The following is a 22,477-nucleotide window of genomic DNA, read 5'->3' on the forward strand; positions in this document are numbered from 1 at the left end:
TGTTCGGGCGAAATCGGCAAAAACACAAGCGAGTTGAGGCGGACCTACTCCTCCAGCTCGCCGCCGCCGCCCGAGAACTGGGCGAGCCGGAACACGACGAACTCGGCGGGCTTGACGGGCGCGATGCCGATCTCGCAGACCACGCGGCCGAGGTCGACCGACTCCGGCGGGTTGGTCTCCTCGTCGCACTTCACGTAGAAGGCGTCCTCGGGGCGCTGGCCGAACAGGGCGCCGTTGCGCCACTCATTGACCAGGAAGGCGGAGATGTTGCGGCGGATCCGGGCCCACAGCGCGTGGTCGTTCGGCTCGAACACGACCCACTGGGTGCCGATCAGGATCGACTCTTCCAGGTAGTTGAAGTACCGGCGCACGTTCAGGTAGCGCCAGGCCGGGTCCGAGGCAAGGGTGCGCGCGCCCCAGACGCGGATGCCGCGGCCCGGGAAGGCGCGGATGCAGTTCACGCCGATCGGGTTGAGCAGGTCCTGCTCGCCGCGGGTGATCTGGAGTTCCAGGTCGACGGCGCCGCGCACGATCTCGTTCGCGGGGGCCTTGTGGACGCCGCGCTCGGCGTCGTTGCGGGCCCAGATGCCGGCCATGTGCCCGGACGGCGGCACGATCTTGGTCTGGCCGGTGGACGGGTCGAACGACTTGATCCAGGGGTAGTACAGGGCGGCGTACCGGGAGTCGTAACCGGCGCCCTCCATCCGCCACTTGCGGATGTCGCGGGCGTTGAGCCCGGGCGGCGGGTCGAGGACGGCCATGCGGTCGCCCATCAGCTCGCAGTGCGCGACCAGGCCGAGCTGGACGGCCTTGACCTGCTCCAGGTCGATCAGGCCCTGCTGGTAGGCGGCCATCAGGTCGGGCACCGCGACCATGTTGATCTCGTCGAGGGCCTCCAGGCCGCCGAAGCCGGTGCGGTCGGCGGAGTCGCCGATGAACTGGCCGGACTCGATCCGGGCGAGGGTGCCACCGGCGGGGACCGGGGCGGGGGCGGCGGCCGGCGGGGCCAGGGTGACGGCCTGCGCGTCCGGCTTGGCCAGCTGGCCACCGGCCACGGCCTCCTCGACGGTGATCGTCTTGGAGCGCTGCTTGACCTGGGTCACGACGAAGTTGCGCGCCGACTTCTTCGCGCTGACGTCGAAGTTCTCGACGACGGTGTCGCCGTCCTTGACGACCAGCTTGAAGCGGTCGCCATTGGCCTCGCCCTCGGCGTCCTGCACCTCGACGGTCAGCGCGCCGCCGTTGGAGCCCGCCGTGATCGCGGAGACCTTGAACGTGCCGATCGCCACGGCCTCACCGGCGGTGATCGCCTGCGGCGCGGCGGCTGCCGCGGCCTGCGGGGCAGCCTGCCCGGCGCCGTTCTCGGTGCCGCCGACACGCACGACGTAGGCGGCCGTACCGCCGTTGTTGAAGAAGCCGTAGACGGAGTGCGCCAGGTAGTACCCGTCCGTGAACTCGCCGAACTCGGCGACGTACTGGGACCAGTTGGTCACCAGCGTCGGCTCGTTGAGCGGCCCCACGGGCGCGAGCCCGACGAAGGCGGCCACCGAGGTGCCGACCCCTTCGATGGGGCGGGATCCGCTGGCGACTTCCTCGACGTAGACGCCGGGGGACAGGTAGTTGGGCACGGGAAGCTGCTCCTTGTTACTGGGTGTACGGAGATATGGGCCAGCGCCCGGAGACCGCGGGGCCCCAGATCCGCCGGACAGGCTCTAGCTGAGCGCGGGGCGGACGGCTCACTCCGAATCCGAGCTGCATGCGGTTGTCCCGCCCCCCGAAACGCTGCTACCGGCCAATTACCCCTCAAGCCTCGCGCGGCCCGGCCCGCGCGGGGAGGGGAGAAGGTGCGTGGGCGAGGGCAGCACAAGCTGCCCTTCCGGTCATCGGCGCGGGTTCTCCCGGCCGGATCGGGTACGGCAGCCGTCGTACCCGGGCCCGGGGCCCGAACGCGGAAGGTTCGGAAGGGGACGGGTCAGGCCTCGTCCTCGTCCTCGGCCGGCGAGACCGACCCCGGCGGCGGGCAGGGCCGGCCGGTGCTCAGCCGGTTCGCCTCGCGCACCTTCTCCAACAGCTCCTCCCTCCGCCGGGCGTCCTCGGCCGCCTGCTGTTCCGCACTGCTGTCACCCATGGCGCGCACCCCCTAGGCACGTATGCCGACTCCCGTCCACGCCGCCCCAGTCCGTGATCGTGCAGTAGCTGTCCGTACATCCAGCAGCGTGCTCCCCCGACGGCTAGCCTGAACAGTGGGCGCGGCTCTCCAACTCCTTTGTACGGAAGCGCCGTTGGACGGATGTGTACGGAAGGGGGTGCTTTCGGTGGCCGGTCGGGGACGTGCCGAGCAGGTTCAGTCGCCGCGCGAGTTCTACGGCGAGGAGCTGCGGCTGCGCCGCGAGGCCGCGGGTCTGACCCAGAGCGAGCTCGGCGAGCGCGTCATCTGCTCCGGCTCGCTGATCGCGCACTTCGAGGCGGGCCGGCGCAAGCCGCGCCCGGATTTGGCGGAGCGCCTCGACGCGGCGCTCGGCACCGAGGGCTTCTTCGTGCGGATGCTGCGCACCCTGGACACGTTCCGCTTCGCCGACCACTTCGCGGCCGCCGCCGATGCCGAGCAACTGGCCACCGTCATCGAGGAGTACGCCCCGATCCTGGTGCCCGGCATCCTCCAGACGGAGGCGTACGCGCGCGCCGTCTTCCGCGCCTATCAGCCGCAGGCCCACCCCGACGAGCTGGAGACCAAGGTCGTCAACCGGCTGCGCCGGGCCGACATCCTGGCCGACCACGCCAGTCCCCACGTGTGGGTGATCCTTGGCGAAAACGTTCTGGGCACGGCGGTCGGCGGCCCGGCCGTGATGGCCGAACAGCTGCGGCACGTGGCCGCCCTGGGGCGCTCGGGCCGGGTCCTGACGCAGGTCGTGCCGCGTTCGGTGGGCGCGCACGGGGCCATGGGCAGCATGCTCAGCCTGATGCGCTTCGCGGACGAACCGGACCTCGCCTATGTCGAGGGCACCCACACCGGGGTGCTGCACGACGATCCGGCGGCGGTCGGCCGCTGCCGGTACGCCTACGATCTGGCACGGGCCGCCGCGTTGCCGCCGGAGGCGTCCCTGGCTCTGCTCGAAACGGCGGCGGAGGAATACGACCATGAGCACTGAGCGCACCCCGGACCCGGCCCCAGCCGCCGCCGGCTCCAACGGCTGGCGGAAGTCGAGCCACAGCGCGGGTGACAACGGCAGCTGCCTGGAGGTCGCCGAGTCCGGCTTCTCCTCCCGCCTCCTCGTCCCCGTACGCGACAGCAAGCGGCCGGGCGGCCCGGCCCTGTTCTTCCCGGCGCGGGCCTGGACGGCGTTCATCGAGGGGGTCAAGGGCTGAACTCCCCTACCGCGCGGCCGTGTCGGGCCCGGCCGGCGGGCGGCCGACCCGCAGCGTCATGGGGTTGTTGAAGAAGCCCGAGGCCGCCTGCTGCTCGTGGAAGCTCTCGCCGGGGCCGCCGCCGTAGACGCGGAAGAACCAGGAGCGGCAGGTGTGGTCCTCGAAGTCCTTCTGCAACTGGATGGAGGCCTGCCCCCGGCCCCGTTCGGCGGCCGGGGCGAACAGCTGGGCCACCGCGGCGTCTCCCGCGGTGCGGTGAATCCGGGCGAGTGCGGACTCACGCCGCGCCGCGCCGCCCGCCGGAGTGCCCGGGCGTCGCTCGGCGTGCTGTTCCTGCGTGACCCGCACGGTAGGTGCACTCCCCTCGTTCGCTGCCTCGCGATTCTCGACACCTCCGATACGGAACGCAGGAGGCATAGGGCCCGTCTTGGGGGCAGGGAGGGTGCCCTTTCGACCGGTTACTCGCGGGATACAGGGGTGAGTTCAAGCCAACTCCGTTTGCGACAGATGTGCTGATGGGGGCCCGCGGAAGGTCCTGGCGTAGCGTTTCAGTGGGCCGGACGAACAGAATCCGGTGGGCCGAAAGGGCAACGTCGGGGGACGGATCGGCCGGGCGTAGTTGAGGGGAAGAGGCGGCGGCGCGTGACGGAATCCGGCGGAACGGGCGACGGCGGCACGACGGGCGGCATAGGCAGCGTGGCGACCGGGCTGCGGTTCCGGATGCTCGGGCCGGTCGAGGGCGACCTCGGCGGCCGGCCCCTGCGGCTCGGCCCGCCCCAGCAGCGGGCCCTGCTCGCCGTGCTGCTTCTGCGCGAGGGCCGGCCGGTCTCCATGCCGGAGCTCCTCGACGCGATCTGGGGCGACCGGCTGCCCCCGCGCGGGGTCGGCACCCTGCGTACGTACGTGTCCCGCCTGCGCACTCTGCTGGAGCCGTCCCGCCCCGCCCGCACCCCGGCCAGGCTCCTCGTCTCGGCCGACGACGGATACGCCCTGCGAGTGCCCTCCGCCGCGCTCGACACCGCGGTCTTCGAGGCGCGCCTGGCCGAGGCCGCCCGGCTGCGCGGTGCGGGCGACACCGCGGCCGCCCACCGCGAACTGACCGGGGCGCTCGCCCTGTGGGGCGGCAGCCCGCTGGCCGGCCTGCCCGGCCCGCACGCCGAGCGCCAGCGCGACCGCCTCACCGAACTGTGGCTGTCCGCCCGGGAAGACCACTTCCACGCCGCCCTGGCCCTGAACCGCCACGCAGCCGTGATCGCCTCACTCCGCTCCTTCGCCGCGGAACACCCCCTGCGCGAACGAACCCAGGCCCTGTTGATGCTGGCCCTCCACAGAGCAGGCCGCCAAGCAGACGCGTTCGCGGTCTACGAAACCACCCGCCGCACGCTGGACACAGAACTGGGCGTCCCCCCGGGCCCAGAACTGACGGCCTTGCACACACGCCTGCTGACCCGCCCCGTGCAGGAGCCCCCGGTCCAGGAAACCCCTTCTCATCACGCTGTGGGCAATCGTTCCGCAGGGCGCTTGGGGTCTCCCCCGGTCGGGCGAAGCCGAGACCTTGGGGAAGGGCGGGCACAGCGGACGCCGCCCGCCGCAACCCCCGTAACCGCCCCCACCCCGCCGCAGCCGACCCTCGCACCCACCCCCGCGCAGGGGGCCGAGGGGGCTGAGCCCACGACCCCGGCTCCGCCCCACTCACCACCCCGCACAAAAAACCGACCCACCCAACTCCCGCCCCCCATAAGCGACTTCACGGGCCGAGAGGCCCCCCTCAAAGAGCTGACCACCCTCCTGAGGGAAGCCGGAGACGCCCAGGCCATGGGCGTAGCAGTCCTCACCGGCCTGGGCGGCGCAGGCAAGACCGCCCTGGCCGTAACCGCAGCCCACCGCACCCGAAAGTCCTTCCCCGACGGCCAGCTCTACGCAGACCTCCGCGGCAACGACCCGGACTCCGCGGACAGCGCGGACGTCCTGATCCACCTCCTGCGCTCCATGGGCGTACCCGAGGGCGCGATCCCCGACGACGCCGGCCAGCGCGGAGCCCTCTACCGCTCCCAGCTCGCGGGCAAGCGCGTACTCGTCCTCCTGGACAACGCCCACGACACCGCCCAGATCCGCCCGCTCCTCCCCGGCACCCCGGGCAGCGCCGTCCTCGTCACCAGCCGCACCCGCATCGTCGGCCTCCCCGGAGCCCGCCTGCTCGACGTGGAGGCGATGACCGAGCAGGACGCGCTGGCCATGCTGGAGACGATCGTGGGCGGCGAGCGCGTCCAGGCCGAGCCGGAGGCGGCCCACCAACTCGTCAATGCCTGCGGCCGGTTGCCGCTCGCCGTCCGTATCGCCGCCGCCCGCCTCACCGCCCGCTCCGACTGGGCCCTGGCCGATCTGACGGCCCGGCTGCGCGACGAGCGGCACCGCCTGGACGAGCTGGAGGCCGACGGCCTGGGCGTGGACGCGGCCTTCCGGCTCAGCTACGAAGGCCTCGACGCGGACGCCGCCCGCGCCTTCCGCCTGGCGTCCGCCGCCGCCGTGCCCGTCTTCGGCAGGGCCACCGCGGCCGCCCTGCTCGGCGTGGACGAGTGCAGCGCCGAGGGCGCCCTGGAGGCGCTGGTCGACGCCGGTCTCATCGAGGCCTGCGGCGTGGACCGCTACCGCTTCCACGACCTCGTACGGATCTTCGCCCGCCGGGTCCTCGACGACTCGCCGGACGCGGCCGAGCGGCCCGCCGCCCAGCGCAGGCTGCTCGACCACGTCCTGGCCACCGTCCGCAACGCCGTCCGCCGCCTTCGTCCGCTCAGCGGCGTACCCGATCTGCTGCACGCCCCGCAGGCGCCCGGGTACCGGCCGGCCGACGCCGAGGCGGCCCGCGCCTGGCTCCAGGAGTCCCACCAGCTGATCCTGGCCACCGCTGAGCAGGCACTCGGCAAGGGACCCTGGGAGGACCTGGGGGCGGAGGCGGTGCGGCCCGCCGTCGACCTCCTGACCGGCTGGGCCCACCTCGTCCTCGGCACCGCACGGCGCCGCGAACTGGGCGGCCCGGCCCGTCTCGCCCTGTCCGTGGCGCACTGCCACGGCGACTCCCGCTCGGCGGGCCGCGCGCTGCGCCTGATCGCCGCCGTACCGCAGCAGGGCACCGACACCTACCCGCGCATCGAACGCGCCCTGCGCCAGGCCCTGCGGTTCGCGGCACTGGCCCGTGACCCGCTCACCGAGTCGGAGGCGGCGCACGAACTCGCCACGATCCTGGCCGCGATGGGCCGCCCCGCCGAGGCGCTGCCCCTGTTCGAGCAGGCGTACGCGCGGTTCGTGGAACTGGACAGCCGGGGCGACGCGGTGCGCGTCCTCGCCCATGTCGTACGCGCCCACATGCTGCTCGGCCACAAGGAGCGCGCCGAGGCCGCGGCCGACGAAGTCCTGCGCACAGCAAGGGAGTTGGGCGACCGGGGTACGCTCGGGCATGTGCTGTACCAGATCGGCTGCGCCCTGCTCGCGGGCGGCCGTCCGGTACGGGCCGCCGCCCATCTGCGGGAGTCGCGCCAGCACCACCAGTGGGTCGGCGACCTGCGCTGGGAGGCGTTGGCCTGGGCGCGGCTCGCACACTGCGCGCTGGCCCGGGAGCGCCCCGGGGAGGCCGCGGCCTGCGCCACACAGGCCCTGTCCATCGAGGGCGACCTCGGCGACCCGTTCTGCCGCGGCCTCGCGCTCGCGGCACGCGGCCGGGCACTGCTCACGCTCGGCGAGACCCCGGCGCTGTCCGCCCTTGCCTCGCTGCGCACCGCGCACCGGCTGCTCAGCGCCCGCGGCGCGGCGGAGGCCGACGAGCTCACCTCGCTGATGTCGACGGCGTCCACGGTGCCGAGGCAGCCGACCGGCCCGCCGGGCAGCCCGGCCGCCGGGGCTCCGAGTGCAGCCGGGGCTGCCCTCTGCCAGAGCCTTTTGGGCAGGGGATAGCCCGGCGCGCCCCCTAGCCTTCGATCATGACCATGTGGACGTCTCTGGACCCGGCCGCCGTCGCCGTAGATCCCGGTGGGCGGACCACCGCACGGCTGCGGGTGCGCAACACCGGGGACACGGTCGAGGAGTACCGCCTCTCGGTGGTCGGCGCGCCCGCGGGCTGGGCCCGGGTGGAACCCGACACCCTGCGCCTCTACCCCGGCAGCGAGGGCACCGCGGAGATCTCCTTCGCGCCGCCCCGCTCGCCGGACGCCCCGGCGGGCCCGGCCCCGTACGGCATCCGCGTGGAGCCCCGCGAGCACCCCGACCTGCGGGACGTGCTCGAAGGGCAGGTCACGGTCGCGCCCTTCACCGAGGTGCGTGCCGAACTGCTTCCGCCGAGTCTGGTGGGCCGGTTCCGCGGGCGGGCCTCGGTGGCTGTCGACAACCTCGGCAACACCCCGCTCACGGCATCGCTGACCCTGCGCGACGAGACCAACCGGCTCACCTACGACATGGCGCCGAACTCGGTGCAGATCGCGCCCGGCCGGGCCGCGTTCGCCAAGCTCAACGTCCGCCCGCAGCACGTCCGTTGGACGGGCAGGGCCGAGCAGCACCGCATCACGGTCGCGGTGCGCCGCTCCGGTGACGACACCGGTCTCGAACTCATCGGCACCTTCGACCAGCGTCCGGTGCTGCCGCGCTGGCTGATGGTCGCGGGCAGCGCGATGGTGACGGCGGCCGTCGCGTTCGTGGTCCTTTGGCTGGCCTTCCAGCCGAAGGTGACCACCGCGTCCGGCGAGCTCCAGGCCGGGTCCAGTGCGCAGCCGGTGCCGCAGGGCGCCGAATCCCCGCTCCCCTCGGCGCCCGTGTCCGCCCCGCCCGCGGCCCCGCCCGGCGGCGCGCCTACCCCGGCCGGTGACGGTTCGGGGGGCGGTGGTGGAGGCGGCGGTGGCGGTGACGCGGACGCCTCGGAACTCGGCAGTGGGCCGCCTGTCGTGCCGCCTCCGCCGAAGCAGGCCAAGCCCGCACCGAACGCGCCTCAGGGCCCGGTCTGGGACATGGGCTACAAGCCGGACGAGATCGTCACGTTCGCGCAGTACCGCCTGGCCACCCTCGGCAACGAGAACGAGTGCACCCTGAAGCCCGGCTGGACCGCCGGGATCATCGACAAGGCCACCCAGACCTCCCTGGCCTGCTATCAGGCGCACGTCATGCGGGACAAGAAGAGCAGCATGCAGCTGACGGCCACCGACAAGAAGCCGGGCACCCTCGGCCGGGCCACCCTCACCTCGATGTGGGCGCAGGGCATCCGCGTGGAGAACGTCAAGAGCGGTGTGCAGCACTACGACGTCACGAAGCTGGCGGCGGCGCTGTGGTGGGCCAACCAGTCCTCGATCTCCGACGCCGACCTCAATCACGACCGCGACTTCGCCAGGAAGGGCATCGACTACTTCAAGGCGGGCCAGAAGAACGGCTATGCCATGAAGTCGGACGCGGGTCTCGCGCAGGCGATCAAGGATTACCAGGTGCACGTCGGCCTCAAGGCAACCGGTGTGGCCGACGCGCAGACCATCAACTGGCTGATCGGCGGTGATGTCAAGGACCGCGGCAAGCCGGGCCGTTAGCGCGGGCGTTAGCGGACGTTAGGCGCTGCTGATCGCGGCCTGAGAGGCTGCTCGCATCCACAGACTCCCGGGCGGTTGTTCCCCCGCAACCGCCCGGGTTCCCTTCCTCGGGCCGCCCCCCCTCGGCGGGCCGCCCGACTAGGGGTGATGGCCGCTCGGGCAGCGGGTCCTGCCCCCGGAACTGCCCTTTCCGGCCCTGTACTTCGTCCTCGGCCGGAATTAACTCGTGGGGTGAGTATGTGGACTGCCCTGGAGCCCCCCGCCACCACCGTTGCCCCCGGTGACAGCGCCGTCGTACGACTGCGGGTGCGCAATACGGGCGACACCGTCGAGGAGTACCGGTTCACGCCGGTCGGGGACGCCGCAGGCTGGGCGCACGTCGAGCCGGCCACGCTGCGTCTCTATCCCGGGGCGGAAGGGGTCAGCGAGATCACCTTCGCGCCGCCGCGCACCTCGGACGCCGTGGCGGGCCAGAGTCCCTTCGGCATCCGGGTCGAGCCGCGCGAGCACCCGGGCGAGGCCGATGTCGTCGAGGGCCGGCTCACGATCACCCCGTTCGCCGAGATGCGTGCCGAGCTGGTCCCGCGCACCGTGAAGGGCAGGCGCCGGGCACGTGGCCGGGTGGCCGTCGACAACCTGGGCAACCAGCCGCTGACCGCGTCCTTCTCCACCCGGGACAACGGCGACAGCCTCACTGTCGAGGCCAACCCCACCGCGGTCCAGGTCGACCCGGGCCGGGCCGGATTCGCCGAGGTGCAGCTCACCTCGGCGAACGTGAGCTGGTTCGGCGGGATCCGCCAGCACCAGTTCACCGTCTCGGTGCTGAGGTCGGGCGATCCCGCCCCGCAGGAGCTGCGCGGCACCTACGTGCAGCCGTCCGTGTTCCCGCGCTGGGTGCTCGCGGTCGGGTCGGTCCTGGTGGCGGCGGCCGTCGCGTTCGCGCTGATCTGGTTCCAGCACGACGTGGGCGTCAAGAGCCAGGCCTCCGAGAAGGCGCCCTCCAAGGAGGAGCCGCTTCCGCAGGGCTCCAACACGCCGCTGCCTTCCGCCCCGCCGGCGCCCTCCAAGCAGCCCCCGCCGCCCTCCGTGCCGGCGCCGCCCCCGCCCCCGCCCGCCGCCGACCAGCCGAAGCCGAAGGATCCCGGTGGCGGGGGCAGCGGAGGCGGCGGTGGGAACAACGCTCCCAAGCCGCCCCAGTACGACCCGAACAAGCTGGTGCGGATCCAGTCCGGGCTCGGATACCTCCTCGTCTCGCCGACCGACCAGAAGCCGGAGGGCCGGTACGTCTACACGGCGCCGACGAGCTTGAACAAGCCCCCCTGGGACCAGTTCTGGCACGTACACCCGCTGCCCAACAACGAGTTCGCCTTCACCTCGTCGTCCGAGCCGTGGGCTGTCGCGGACAACACCCGGGAGGGGAACCAGATCCAGATGTGGGGCGCGTCGGGCGGCGAGGCGAGCCTGTCCAACGGGTCGATGACTGCCAACCAGAAGTGGTCGATCCAGCCGATCAGCGGCGGTGACGGTTTTGTACGGCTGGTGAGCCGGGACGACAATTGGTGCCTGTCGGATCTGACGCCCAACGACCGGCAGCACCTTCAGGTGGCCGAGGTCCGCCCCTGCGGGGCCCTCCCGGCCGACCAGCAGCGCTGGAAGATCCTCCAGTAGCCTCCGGTCCGGAGCACCCTGGGGCTCCGGACCAGGCCCCGTATCGCGCCTGAAGGGCGCTCGTCCTCAAACGCCGGACGGGCTGAAATACCCCAGTGCGGGCCAGCATCAACCCAGCCAGGGGCGCGGGGAACTGCGCAAACCAGCCCCCGCCCCCAGGGGGCTACGGGGCCCAGGCCATGCCCGTGCCCGGCACAAGTCGCCCGGACTTCACGTACTCCCGCCGCGCCCCGGCACGGACATCCTCCGAGGTCACCGGAGAACCCCGCCCCGCCGCGAGATACCCCGCCGTCACCGCCGCGGAGCGAATCGCACCCCCGGCGAGCTCGAACTCCTTCGCGCACGCGTCGAGTTCGGCCGCCAGGCCCTCTTCCTGCGGCACCCCCGCCAGGCAGCTCCGCCACAGCGCCGCGCGCAGCGCGACATCCGGGAAGGGGAAGTCGACCACCAGGTCGAGCCGTCGCGTGAACGCCTCGTCGATGTTCGCCCGCAGATTCGTGGTCAGCACCGCGATCCCGTCGAACGCCTCGAGCCGCTGCAACAGATACGCACTCTCCAGGTTCGCGTACCGGTCGTGCGAGCTCTTCACCTCCGACCGCTTGCCGAACACCGCGTCCGCCTCGTCGAAGAGCAGCACCGAGTCGGTACGGTCCGCCTCGACGAAGATCTTTTCCAGGTTCTTCTCGGTCTCGCCGACGTATTTGTCGACCACCGAGGAGAGGTCCACCACGTACATGTCCAGGCCCAGCTCGCCCGCCACGACCTCCGCCGCCAGCGTCTTGCCCGTGCCGGAGTCGCCCGCGAACAGCGCGACCACGCCCCGTCCGCGCCCGCCGCCCGTCCGCAGCCGCCACTCCCCGAGTACCCGGTCCCGGTGCCTGGCGCGTCCCGCGAGCTCGTGCAGCATCGCGAGCGGCTCCTCGGGCAGGACCAGGTCCGCGAACCCCACGGCGGGCCGCACCCGGCGCGCATGCCGGTCGAGCAGCGGAGCCGAGAGCTGCCGGGCGCTCTTCTGCACGTGCCCGAGCCCCACCGGCACCCCTTCGAACCCCGCCAAGGCCAGCGCCCCCCGCGCGGCCCGCCGCACCTGCCCCGCGCCAAGGCGGTAGGGCCCGACCGCCTCCGCCAAGTCGCCGTCGTACGAGGGGAGTTCCTCGGTCCAGGCCGTCAGCGGGTCGGTCTCGGCGGACGTGTCCTCCAGGGCGAGAAGTGCCGCGCCGGGCGCCCACGTGGGATCGTACGGGTCGGTCCCGGCGAACACCACGGTCACGTCCGGTATCGCCAGCTCCCGCACCAGTGCGCCCGGTTCGGAATCCGGAAGCTCGACCACGATCGCCGTGCCCGACCCGCGCAGCCTCGCCTCGCGCAGCAGTGCGCGGGCCGCGGCCCGGTCGGTGGCCTCGGGGTGGTGGCGCAGCACGGCCCGCCCGGCGCCGCGCAGGGCCGCCGTCACCGCGTCCGCCCCGCTTCCCGCCCTGCGCTCGCGCAGATGGACGGCGACCGGGCTCGGCGCGAGCGCGATCCGCGCCGCGAGCCCTTCGTCCGGGGCACTCCCGCCCGGCGGGAGCAACTCGACACGCGCAGCCAGGAGTTGACCGTCCAGGGTGTCATCCCCCAGGAGGTGCGCCACCACCCGCTCCGGGACCCGCAGCGCGCGCCCCGGCAGCGGCCGGTCCTCGTCCTCCAGAACCACAAGGCCGCCCGTGATCAGCGGCGCCGACGGGTGGAGCCGGCCGCGCGCGTCGGGGTCGTACGGTCCGGTCCCGGCGAGTTCCAGGGCGAGCGCCACCGAGGCCCGGCGGCGGCCCACGTCGTCGTTGAGGTAGCCGTACAGCGGCTCGAAGCGCCGGTCCACATCGGGGGCGAGCGCCGCGACGAGCAGCAGCTCGTCGACCGGGCCGAGCCCGAAGTTCCGCGCGAGTGCGGTGAGCCGGTCGCCGGGCGCCGGTATGAACTCACTGTCAGGAGAGGGGAGTTCAAGGGGTGCGACCCCATCCGCGCCGGCCAGTCGGGCCGCCGTCTCGGCCGAGACGTACAGGCCACGCAGCGGGTCCTGGGCGGTCGGGTCATCGGCGGAACGGGCCGCGACCAGTGCCGCGACCGTGGTCCGCAGATGGTCGAGCCGGAGCAGCAGGGCACGAGCGGCCACGTTCACCGGGCGCCGCCGTCCTGCGAGGTGCCCTTGCGCGCCCCACGGTTCGACGCGCCGCCGTCCCGCGTGCCGGCGTCCAGCACGCCTCCGCCCCGTGAGCCCCGCATGATCCGCGGCTTCGCGTCGTCCGGCACGCCGTCCCGGCCGCGCACCGTGATCACGCCCTCCGTGACCGGCGGCGCCACGTCGTACACCGGCGTGACCGGGAACGGCGTCGTGATCACCACGTCGAGCGACGGCTTCAGCTCACCGCCGAGCGCCGACCAGATGTCGGCCAGCGAGCGCGACTCGGCCGGGGGCACCCCGACCGTCAGCGGCAGGGACACGTTGTACGCGTCGAGCGCCCGCGGAACGTATTCCTCCGGCAGCATCTCGTGCGGCAGCAGACACGCCAACGCGCCGGACAATAGGCGGTGTTCGTCCTCGGGACGGCTGGTCCACGCGGTCAGGAGGTAGGAGAGGCGGTACCAGCGGGGCGGCTGGCGGCGGCGCAGGACGATGCCGTTGGCGTCCCGTTCCGCGTACGAACCGCGCTCGCGGCGGGCCACGTCCTCGCGGATGTCGTACAGGTAGGCGTTCAGGGTGGGGGTGTTGCGCCGGGCCGCCCAGTCGCGGGTGGGCGCCTCGAAGACGACGTCCCCCGTTCCCTCGGGCAGCGCCCCGCCGCGCAGAATGCGCCGCAGCGCCTCGTCGATTTCGTGGATCATTGAGCCAATTTCCCGAGGTGTCGGATGCCGTCGAAGTCCGCTTGCACCGACGGCTGTTGAGCCGATGGGGCCGACAGGTGGACCCGGGTCGGCTAGATGTAACCCTCCCGCAGCGCATACGCCACCGCATGCGCGCGGTTGGTGAGCTGGAGGCGGGTCATGAGGGCGTGCAGGATGTTCTTGACAGTGCGTTCCGAGTAGGCGAGCTTCTCGGAGATCTGCCGGGTGTCGAGGCCCTCGGCGACCAGGCGCAGGACGTCCACCTCGCGCGGTGCCATGCCGAAGAGCGGCGCGGTCGAGGAGGACCCGGCCGACGCGGACGTGGTCTCCGAGCGGCGAAGGCGGCCGACCTGCACGAGGAGTCTGCTGATCAGGTCGGGCGGCAGCTCGCCCTCGCCGCGCGCCGCGCTGTGCACGGCCTTCAACAGGCGCTGTTCGGTGGCCTGATGGCGCCACAGGATGGCGCGCACCCCGTACTCGACCACGGTCAGCAGATCGGGCTCGCGCAGTTCGCGGGCTATGAGTACGACGCGCTGCTCGCCGCCGCGCACGACGCGGCGCAGCTCGGCGGAGGCCGAGTCGTCGACCTGGTCGACGAGCATGACGGCGACCGCGGGGTCGGCCTGACGGCCGTCCGTCTCGCGGGTCTCCCGGGTGTCGCGCAGGACTTCGACGGTGGGCTGGTGCTGCAGGTGGCTGATGACCCCGGCCCGGCTCAGCGGATCGGAGGCGTGAACGGTCACCGTGACACGATTCGCGAGCAATGGCATTTCCCTGTCCTTTCCCTCTCCCCGTTGCGTATCGACCGGCCCACTCTGGTCGGGCCCGATCAACAGCGAATCAACAACCGTTGAATGAGCCACCAATCCGGCCACGAGCGGTCGAAGTCGTCAGGAAAAGAGGTCGGGAGAGGATCGGGAAAGGATCGGGAAAGGGGTGCGGGGCCCGGGATCACCAGACCCCGGGCCCCGCACCGTACGTACATCGACGTACGGACGACAACTCCCTTACGCGGGCTTCTCCTCCAGGCGCGGGAAGAGCACCGCACCCTTGGTGACCTTCGCGCCGGCGGGCAGCAGGCCCCACGTGCCGGCGTCCTGGACGCGCTGCTCGGCGAGCGAGCCGAGCGGAGCCTCCGCGCCGAGCGAGTCCCACAGCTGCTGCGAGGTGTCCGGCATCACGGAGTTGAGCAGGACGGCGACACCGCGCAGGGATTCGGCCGCGGTGTACAGGATCGTCGCGAGGCGGGCCCTGCCCTCGGGCGTCTCGTCCTTGGCGACCTTCCACGGCTCCTGCTCCGTGAGGTAGCCGTTGACCTGCTTGACGAAGTCGAAGACGGCCAGGATGCCGCCCTGGAAGTCGAGTTCGTCGCCGATGCGCCGGTCGGCCTCGGTGACGGCGTTGGCCAGACCGTCCTGGACGGCCTTCTCGGCGTCGCCGTCGGCGATCGCCGCGGGCAGCTCGCCGCCGAAGTACTTGCCGACCATGGCGGCCACCCGGGACGCCAAGTTGCCGTAGTCGTTGGCGAGTTCGGAGGTGTAGCGGGCGGTGAAGTCCTCCCAGGAGAACGAGCCGTCCTGGCCGAAGGCGATGGCCCGCAGGAAGTACCAGCGGTAGGCGTCGACGCCGAAGTGCGCGGTCAGGTCCTGCGGCTTGATGCCGGTCAGGTTCGACTTCGACATCTTCTCGCCGCCGACCATCAGCCAGCCGTTGGCCGCGACCTTCCCCGGCACGGGCAGCCCGTTGGCCATCAGCATCGCGGGCCAGATGATCGCGTGGAAGCGCAGGATGTCCTTGCCCACGAGGTGCACGTCGGCCGGGAAGATCTCCTCGAACCGGGCCTGGTCGGCGCCGTACCCGACGGCCGTCGCGTAGTTGAGCAGCGCGTCCACCCACACGTAGATGACGTGCTCGGTGTCCCACGGCACCGGCACGCCCCAGTCGAAGGTCGACCGCGAGATGGACAGGTCCTGGAGGCCCTTGCGCACGAAGTTGAGCACCTCGTTGCGGGCCGACTCGGGCTGGATGAAGCCCGGATTCGCCTCGTAGAACTCAAGGAGCTTCGGACCGTACTCGCTCAGCTTGAAGAAGTAGTTCTCCTCCTTGAGGAGCTCCACCGGCTTCTTGTGGATGGCGCACAGCTCGCTGCCGTCCTCGGCCTTGATCAGGTCGCCGGGGAGCTTGTACTCCTCGCAGCCCACGCAGTACGGGCCCTCGTAGCCGCCCTTGTAGATCTCGCCCTTGTCGTACAGGTCCTGGACGAACTCCTGCACCCGGTCGGTGTGCCGCTTCTGGGTGGTGCGGATGAAGTCGTCGTTCTTGATGTTCAGGTGCTCCCACAGGGGCTGCCACGCCTCGCCGACGAGCTTGTCGCACCACTCCTGGGGCGTGACGCCGTTCGCCTCGGCCGTACGCATGATCTTCTGGCCGTGCTCGTCCGTGCCCGTCAGGTACCAGACCTTCTCGCCGCGCTGGCGGTGCCAGCGGGTGAGCACGTCACCGGCGACGGTGGTGTAGGCGTGGCCCAGGTGCGGGGCATCGTTGACGTAGTAGATGGGCGTCGAAACGTAGTACGTCGGCGAAGGCATGCGCGGAATCCTATCGGCCGGCGTCACCGTGCCCGCCCGGGATGTCCGGATGGCGGACGTCTGCGAGGGCGCGGAGAGGTTTGCGAAACACCCGTTGCCGTAGCAAGGACGCATCCTGGGACGGAAGGGGGCACGTGCGCACGAAGGACGAGAACATGCGGGTACTGGTCGCCGAGGACGAGGAGGTCCTCGCCGAGCTCGTCGCCACCGGACTGCGGCGGGCCGGCTTCGCCGTGGACACGGTCTACAGCGGGGACGCGGCCCTCGCGTACCTGGGCCTTCACGACTACGACGTGGTGGTGCTGGACCGGGACCTGCCGCGCGTGCACGGCGACGAGGTGGCGCGACGCCTGGTCGCGGACGCCTCCCGTACCCGCATCCTGATGCTGACCGCGTCCGCGTCCATGGAGGACCGGGTCCAGGGCCTCGACCTCGGCGCGGACGACTATCTGGGCAAGCCCTTCGAGTTCCCCGAGCTGGTCTCGCGGGTCCGCGCGCTCAGGCGGCGCAGCGCCCGTCCGGTGCCGCCGGTCCTGGAGCGGCACGGGCTGCGCCTGGACACCGTGCGGCGCACCGCCCACCGCGACGGCCAGGAGCTCGACCTCTCGCCCAAGGAGTTCGCGGTGCTCCAGATCCTCCTGGAGGCGGACGGCGCGACCGTCTCGGCCGAGGAGCTCCTGGAGCGCGCGTGGGACGCCAACGCGGACCCGTTCACGGGCGCGGTACGCGTCGCGATGAGCAAGCTGCGCGGAAAGCTCGGCGAGCCCGCGCTGATCCGTACCGTCCAGGGCGTGGGGTACGCACTGTGAGGGGCCGGGCCCGGTGATCAGGACCCGTATAGCGCTGATCTTCGGCGGCGTCTTCCTGGTGCTCGGCGCGGCGCTGCTCGCCGTCGTGAACCTGCTCTCGCGGGCCGGCACCCAGGAAGAGGCGACCGCGATCGCGACCAGAGCGACCACCCTCCATGTCCCCGGGGCGCCCGCCTACAAGGGCCAGGCCGTGCCCCTCGAACCGCTGACCGTCTACCGGGTCACCTCCGACGTCAGCGACGCCGCGTCCAGCCAGACCGCCCTGTGGTCCACCCTCGCGCTGGTCGCGATCGCACTGCTCGCGGTCGTGGTGGGCTGGTGGACGGCGGGCCGACTGCTTCGTCCCGTACACGTCATGACGGCACGGGCCCGCAAGCTGACCGCGAGCAACCTGCACGAGAGGGTCGGAGCAGCCGGACCGGACGACGAGCTGAAGGAACTCGGCGACACGATCGACGACCTCCTCGGCCGTCTCGAAGCCGCCTTCGACAGCCAGCGCCGCTTCATCGCCAACGCCTCGCACGAACTGCGCACCCCGCTCGCCACCCAGCGCGCCGCGATCCAGATCGGCCTCGACGGCGAGCCGGGCCCCGACGACATCGAGCGCACCCGCAGCACCCTGCTCGACAACAACCGCCGCAGCGAGCAGCTCATCGAGGGGCTTTTGATGCTGGCCCGCAGCGAGCGGGGCCTGGAAGAGCGCGAGGAGGTGGACCTCGCGGAGGTCGTACGGGAGGAGGCGGCGCGCTACGACACGGTCGAGGTCGATGCGGCGCCCGCTGTGGTGCGGGGCAACCGGGCGCTGCTCGCCCGCCTGACCGCGAACCTCCTCGCCAACGCGGTCACCTACAACGAACCGGGCGGGGCGGTGGAGGTCACGGTGTACGGCGGCCGTCTGGTGGTGGCCAACCCCACCGGCCCGGCGGTCGCCGAGGACGAGATCCCGGCCCTGTTCGAGCCCTTCCGGCGGGGCGAGGGCCGCGACCGGATGGGCCCGGGGGCGGGCCTGGGCCTGTCCATCGTGCGCTCGATCGCGCTGGCGCACGGGGGGACGGCCACGGCGGAGCCGGGCACCGAGGGCGGCCTGACCGTAACGGTCTCCCTCCCCAGGGCACCCGGCCCGCCGGACAGGCCCTAGGGGTCAGGGCTGGGGGCGGAACGAGCTCAGCAGCCCCTGGTAGACCTCGGCGTCGCTGAGCTCACGGGGAGCGGGCCCGGCGTGGAAGAACCCGACGTGCTCGTGCTCTCCCTCCGCACTGCGCAGAAAATCGAACGCCTTGGAGTCATCCTCACCGAAGGCGACGAACTGCCAGTAGAGGGGCTTGTCGGCGACGTCGGCGAGGGCCTGGCGGGCGGGGAGCTTGGCGTCGGGGGCGCCGTCGGTCTGGAACACGACGAGCACGGGCCCCTCGTACCCCGCCTTCTCGACGTGCTCGACGACCTCCTCGACACCCCGGTGATAACTGGTCCGCCCGAGCCGCCCGAGCGCGGCGTGGGTCGTGTCGACGAGGCTTTCGTAGGAGTCGAGGGTGAGGTCGACGACCCCGTCGACATCGGTCGAGAAGAACACGGTGTGCACGGTGGCGTCCTCGTCGAGGTGCGCGGCGAGCGCGAGCACCTGCTCGGCGAGCCCCTGCGCGCTGCCGTCCTTGTAGTAGGGCCGCATGGACCCGGACCGGTCGAGCACGAGGTACACCTTGGCGCGGGCACCGCTGATCCCGGCCTTCTTGAGCGCGGCCCCGGCAGCCTTGTAGGCCCCGGAGAGCCCGGGAGCCCGGGACCTGACCTTGGCGGGGGAGAGGGCGGGCTTGGGGGCAGGATCCTGGGCGGGCTCCGGCTCCAGTTCGGCTCCGGCTTCGGCGTGGGCGGGCTCGGGCTCGGCTTCCGGCTGTACGGGCTCGGGGTCCGGCTCGGCTTCGGCTTGAACGGGCTGGGGCGCGGCCTCGGCCTTCGCGGGCTCGGGCTCGGCGACGGGCTCGGCCGGAATGGGCTCGGCTTCGGCCTGAGCGGGCTCTGCCTCTGCCTCTGCCTCCGCCTCCGCCTTCGCGGGCTCGGGCTCGATGACAGGCTCCGCCTGTACGGGCTCCGGCGTGGGCTCGGGGTCGGGCTCCGGCTCGGCGATGGGGGCAACGTGGGCCTCCGCCTCCACCGAAGAGGGCTCGACCGAAACGGGCTCGGCTTCCGCCTGTACGGGCTCGGGCTCGGGGGCGCCGGCCTCCGGCTCCTCGACCGGCACGGGCTCGATGACCGGCCGAGTCTCAGCCACCGGCTCGGGCTTCGCCTCCGTACGGGGCTGAGGCAGCTCGACGACGGCGTTCGAGGAACTGGGGGAACCGGCAGTGTCGGACGCGGACCCGGACGCGGACCCAGAGTCGGACTCAGCCCCCGTGTCGGAGCCGGACTCGGACTCGGGGTCTGAGTCGGAGTCGGACGAGGACGCAGGCGGGCGAGGCCCGTCGAAGGCGGCGGCGACGAGTTCCTCCGCCGAGGACAGGACGACTTCTTCCGCCGGGGCGGGAATGGAAGGCGCGGCAGCGTCGGTGGTGACCGGTGCCTCGACGGCCTCCGGGGTGCGTTCGGCCTGGGGCGGTACGGAAGCCGCCGTCGGCTCGGCGCGCTCCGCGCGATCGCGTCCGAACACCTTGCGCAGCAAGCTCCGAATGCCCATGGGCGAGGCCTTTCGCATGAGTTGGGTGCGATAAGTACCGTGCTGCGCCACAGTTCCGGGATCAGATCCCTGGCCAGCACGGACACGTAAGGTTAGCGACCCGGAGGACGGTTTCCCGGAAGGGGCCGGTTCCGCGTCCCCGAGGGGAGCGGTCCCGTGACGTTGCAAGGCTCCACCACACGGACGCCCGAGTCGGCGCCGGGCGCCCTACAGGGGCGCGGGGAACCGCGCGACCAGCCCCCACCGGGCCCGCACCCGAAATGCGAGCCCCCTCACCCCACCGGGCGCACCCGAAACGCGAGCCCCCGGCTCTCAAGCCCCACCCTGCCCGCGCCAGCGGACGATCTGAGAAGCCGGATCCCCCGTATAGACCCAGGGCACCAACGCAACCCGCTCCCCCAGCAACCCCACCAACGCCGCCCCCTCACGCGTGAGCCCCGCACAACACGCAGCATGGGCGAGGTAGTTGAGCTCGGCCGCTTCGGAGGCGTGGATGGGCCCCGGGGGCCGCCCCCCGAGCCAGCGGTCATACGTACGCCGAAGCTCGGTCACGGCAAGCTCGTGGTTCCAGTGCTGCCCGAACCCCCGGACAGGCCGCCCCTTCGCCGCATCGGAGACGTACCGGAACTCCTCCACCCGGGCGATCTGCACCAGCACAGGAAGCGGAGACCCGGCCGGAGCCGCCCCCGCCGCGTCCCGGGCGAAGTCGTACATCGAGCCGTGCGTCCCGTGCCAGCGCGCGGAGAAGTACCGCAGCATCTGGACGTGCCCTTCGAAGTGGTACGGGTCGCGCCGCCGCAACTCGTCCCACCAACCGCGCAGTTCACGCCGCGCGACCCCGCCCTCGTACAGCCGCACCACGGTGAGCAGCGAGGCCCAGGGGGTCGGGTCGGCGGGCCGGGCGTCGGCCGCGCCGAGGCAGGCCATGACGGCGACGTCGATGCGGTCGCGGTCGGTCCCGGCGCCGCGCCCGGCCGCGATGGCGCCGTTGAAGACGCGGGTCACCTCGGTGGCCGCCCGCAGCACCGCCGCGTCCGGGCTGTCGGGTTCGGCGGCCCGCCAGGCCTCGACGACGGTCGACCCGGCGGCGGCGTTGGCGAGCGCCCGGATCCGGTGCGTCCGCAGCGCCCAGTCGTCGCCGGTGGCCCGCAGCAGATCGCGTACGCCCTGCCAGCGACCGATGACGATGTCGTGCCGGGCGGCGGTGAGCGCGCGGTCGCCCAGGTCGGCGTCGAAGCGTATGGCCGCCTTCCGGTAGGCCCGGCGGCGCAGTGCTGCCATGCGCGTACCGCCTCTCAGAAGTCGGTGGGATGCCCAGCCTGGACGTACCTGGGTGCCTTTGTCCGGGAGTTGGGGAACCCGGTACCCACTTCGAATGAACGGGCCGCGTCCAGTCGGGCGGGACGGTAGTACGCGCTGCCCCGCCGCCAGTACCAGAGCATGGGGACGAGCCCCGCGAGCAGGCTGCCGATGCCGATCGCGACGGCGGCGCCGCTCAGCCGGGTCAGAGACGCGCCGAACACGCAGAACATGAAGACCGAGCCGAGCAGCGGCCAGGCCCCGCCGAGCAGGAAGGAGCTGACGGATTCGGTGAGCGTCCGGCGGTAGGCGACGACCGCCGCGAGGCCGGCGAGGCCGTAGTACAGGGTGGTCTGGAGGCCGATCGCGGCGAGCGCGTCGGACATGATGTCCTGCACGGAGCCGAGCGCGTTGGAGGCGACGAACAGCAGCAGCGCCACCGTGCCGACCACCACGATGGCCACCCAGGGCGTGTTCCACCGCCGGTGTACGGAGCCGAGCCCGCCCGGCATCGTCCGGTCGCGGCCCATCGCGAACAGGGAGCGGGTGACCTGGATGAGGGTGGTCTCCAGGGTGGCGATGGTGGAGAGGACCGCGGCGAGCACCATGAGCCTGCCGCCGACGCCGGGCCAGATGTGTTCGCCGAGCAGGGCGAGCACGTTGGACTGCCCGGCCTCGATCTCGCCGCTGGTGAGCAGCACGTTCACGGCGACGGTGAAGGCGACGAACAGCGCGAAGACGATGCCGACCCCGACCAGGGCCGCGAGCCCGGCGGTGCGGCGGCTGTCGCGGGTCTCCTCGCTGAGGTTGCTGGTGACGTCCCAGCCCCAGTAGTAGAACGCGGCGATCAGGGTGCCCGCGGCGAACCCGGACACCCCGTCGAAGTGCCCGAACCCGAGCCACCCCCAGTCGAACGGAACGACCCCGCCGCCCTCGCCGACCCGAACGAGCGCCCCGACGGAGAACCCGCCGAGAATCACCAACTCGACGCCGGAGATGACGAGTTGGGCCTTGGCCGACAGCCGGGCACCCCCCAGCACCACCCCCAGCATCAACAAGAACCACCCGGCACCCGTAGCGGTGGCGAGAGCGGTGTTGCGCGCGAGGGCGGGATCGAAGAGGCCCAGGGTCATCTGCCCGGCGGGCAGGGAGCCGGCCACCATGAACAGGGTGGCGGCGACGACGAGGGCCCACCCGCTGATGAACCCGAGAAAGGGATGCAGGGTGCGCCCGACCCAGGAGTAGGCGGCTCCCGCGTTGACATCGATCCGCCCGAGCCGCCCGAAGGCGAGCACGATGCCGAGCATGGGGATCGCGCAGTAGAGCAGCGCAGCCGGACTGGCGAGCCCGACCGCACCCACGAGCACGGAGGTGGTGGCGGCGAGCGAATAGGCGGGCGCGCTGCCCGCGACCGCCATGACAACGGTGTCGAACGTGGACAGAACATTGGGCTGAAGCCCTCTGCCACCGGTGCTGCTGCTCATGGACCGAACATCCTTTGACGGCGCGACATATGGCGGTATGTCAAAAACTCCGGGCTTTGCAGTACGTCAACTGGCTTTGCAGTACTCCAGCAACCCGAAGTCGACCGCATCGTAGTCGCCGGCGCGGGCCCCACGGCCATCACGGCCGGGGAGCGGACGTCCGCCGGGCGGACGCCCT

At 72.2% G+C, this 22,477-nt stretch carries 17 protein-coding genes; 7 read left to right on the plus strand and 10 right to left on the minus strand.

What is annotated here, in order from left to right:
* Window positions 1-44: 44 nt before the first annotated feature.
* Together IE206_RS29695 and IE206_RS29700 are read right to left on the minus strand one after the other, a co-directional pair.
* Window positions 45-1,628, minus strand: coding sequence for a phage tail sheath family protein (locus IE206_RS29695; protein ID WP_189967448.1), 1,584 nt, complete (start codon window positions 1,626-1,628; stop codon window positions 45-47).
* A 344-nt stretch (window positions 1,629-1,972) separates the two neighbouring features.
* Window positions 1,973-2,128 carry a hypothetical protein gene (locus IE206_RS29700; protein WP_189967450.1) on the minus strand — a complete coding sequence of 52 codons (156 nt, stop codon included), beginning with the start codon at window positions 2,126-2,128 and terminating at the stop codon, window positions 1,973-1,975.
* A gap of 187 nt (window positions 2,129-2,315) precedes the next feature.
* Between IE206_RS29700 and IE206_RS29705 the strand changes: the two genes are divergently transcribed.
* On the plus strand, window positions 2,316-3,149 hold the full coding sequence (locus IE206_RS29705) for a helix-turn-helix domain-containing protein (protein WP_189967452.1): 834 nt from the start codon (window positions 2,316-2,318) through the stop codon (window positions 3,147-3,149).
* A complete protein-coding gene (locus tag IE206_RS29710; protein ID WP_189967454.1) occupies window positions 3,139-3,366 on the plus strand; it encodes a DUF397 domain-containing protein in 228 nt (75 codons plus the stop codon). The genes IE206_RS29705 and IE206_RS29710 overlap by 11 nt, the downstream gene beginning before the upstream one ends.
* Before the next feature lie 6 nt (window positions 3,367-3,372).
* Here IE206_RS29710 and IE206_RS29715 read toward each other — a convergent pair whose 3' ends face one another.
* Window positions 3,373-3,714: a hypothetical protein gene (locus IE206_RS29715; protein ID WP_189967456.1), complete on the minus strand. Its 342-nt coding sequence runs from the start codon at window positions 3,712-3,714 to the stop codon at window positions 3,373-3,375.
* A gap of 294 nt (window positions 3,715-4,008) precedes the next feature.
* Here IE206_RS29715 and IE206_RS29720 point away from each other — a divergent pair, with 294 nt between their 5' ends.
* From IE206_RS29720 to IE206_RS29730, 3 genes are all read left to right on the plus strand, one after another.
* Window positions 4,009-7,314 carry an AfsR/SARP family transcriptional regulator gene (locus IE206_RS29720; RefSeq protein WP_189967458.1) on the plus strand — a complete coding sequence of 1,102 codons (3,306 nt, stop codon included), beginning with the start codon at window positions 4,009-4,011 and terminating at the stop codon, window positions 7,312-7,314.
* Window positions 7,315-7,340: 26 nt separating this feature from the next.
* Window positions 7,341-8,924: a peptidoglycan-binding domain-containing protein gene (locus IE206_RS29725; RefSeq protein ID WP_189967459.1), complete on the plus strand. Its 1,584-nt coding sequence runs from the start codon at window positions 7,341-7,343 to the stop codon at window positions 8,922-8,924.
* Between the two features lie 231 nt (window positions 8,925-9,155).
* On the plus strand, window positions 9,156-10,592 hold the full coding sequence (locus IE206_RS29730) for a DUF4232 domain-containing protein (RefSeq protein WP_189967461.1): 1,437 nt from the start codon (window positions 9,156-9,158) through the stop codon (window positions 10,590-10,592).
* 163 nt (window positions 10,593-10,755) lie between these two features.
* On the opposite strand, the gene IE206_RS29735 is transcribed toward IE206_RS29730, so the two are convergent.
* The 4 genes from IE206_RS29735 to metG all read right to left on the minus strand — a co-directional run bounded on the left by IE206_RS29735 (window position 10,756) and on the right by metG (window position 16,039).
* Window positions 10,756-12,747, minus strand: coding sequence for an ATP-binding protein (locus IE206_RS29735; protein WP_189967463.1), 1,992 nt, complete (start codon window positions 12,745-12,747; stop codon window positions 10,756-10,758).
* Entirely contained in the window at window positions 12,744-13,451 is a 708-nt protein-coding gene (locus tag IE206_RS29740; protein WP_189967465.1) for a Pvc16 family protein, read from the minus strand. Before IE206_RS29740 ends, IE206_RS29735 begins: the two co-directional genes overlap by 4 nt.
* Window positions 13,452-13,543: 92 nt before the next feature.
* A complete protein-coding gene (locus IE206_RS29745; RefSeq protein ID WP_189967466.1) occupies window positions 13,544-14,221 on the minus strand; it encodes a helix-turn-helix transcriptional regulator in 678 nt (225 codons plus the stop codon).
* 237 nt (window positions 14,222-14,458) lie between these two features.
* Window positions 14,459-16,039: a methionine--tRNA ligase gene (metG, locus tag IE206_RS29750; RefSeq protein WP_189967468.1), complete on the minus strand. Its 1,581-nt coding sequence runs from the start codon at window positions 16,037-16,039 to the stop codon at window positions 14,459-14,461.
* Between the two features lie 155 nt (window positions 16,040-16,194).
* On the opposite strand from metG, the gene IE206_RS29755 reads away from it, so the two are divergent.
* Both IE206_RS29755 and IE206_RS29760 read left to right on the plus strand, forming a co-directional pair.
* Window positions 16,195-16,848: a response regulator transcription factor gene (locus IE206_RS29755; protein WP_189967590.1), complete on the plus strand. Its 654-nt coding sequence runs from the start codon at window positions 16,195-16,197 to the stop codon at window positions 16,846-16,848.
* A 13-nt stretch (window positions 16,849-16,861) separates the two neighbouring features.
* Window positions 16,862-17,986 carry a sensor histidine kinase gene (locus tag IE206_RS29760; protein ID WP_189967471.1) on the plus strand — a complete coding sequence of 375 codons (1,125 nt, stop codon included), beginning with the start codon at window positions 16,862-16,864 and terminating at the stop codon, window positions 17,984-17,986.
* A 3-nt stretch (window positions 17,987-17,989) separates the two neighbouring features.
* Here IE206_RS29760 and IE206_RS29765 read toward each other — a convergent pair whose 3' ends face one another.
* The 3 genes from IE206_RS29765 to IE206_RS29775 form a co-directional block, all read right to left on the minus strand.
* A complete protein-coding gene (locus IE206_RS29765; RefSeq protein ID WP_189967473.1) occupies window positions 17,990-19,516 on the minus strand; it encodes a VWA domain-containing protein in 1,527 nt (508 codons plus the stop codon).
* A gap of 312 nt (window positions 19,517-19,828) precedes the next feature.
* Window positions 19,829-20,797, minus strand: a complete 969-nt coding sequence (locus IE206_RS29770; RefSeq protein WP_189967475.1) for a hypothetical protein — start codon at window positions 20,795-20,797, stop codon at window positions 19,829-19,831.
* A 14-nt stretch (window positions 20,798-20,811) separates the two neighbouring features.
* The gene (locus tag IE206_RS29775; protein ID WP_189967477.1) at window positions 20,812-22,299 is read right to left on the minus strand and encodes an APC family permease; all 1,488 of its coding nucleotides are present in this window, start codon (window positions 22,297-22,299) and stop codon (window positions 20,812-20,814) included.
* Between the last annotated feature and the right edge of the window lie 178 nt (window positions 22,300-22,477).

Source organism: Streptomyces violascens (assembly GCF_014649955.1).
Classification (GTDB): domain Bacteria; phylum Actinomycetota; class Actinomycetes; order Streptomycetales; family Streptomycetaceae; genus Streptomyces; species Streptomyces violascens.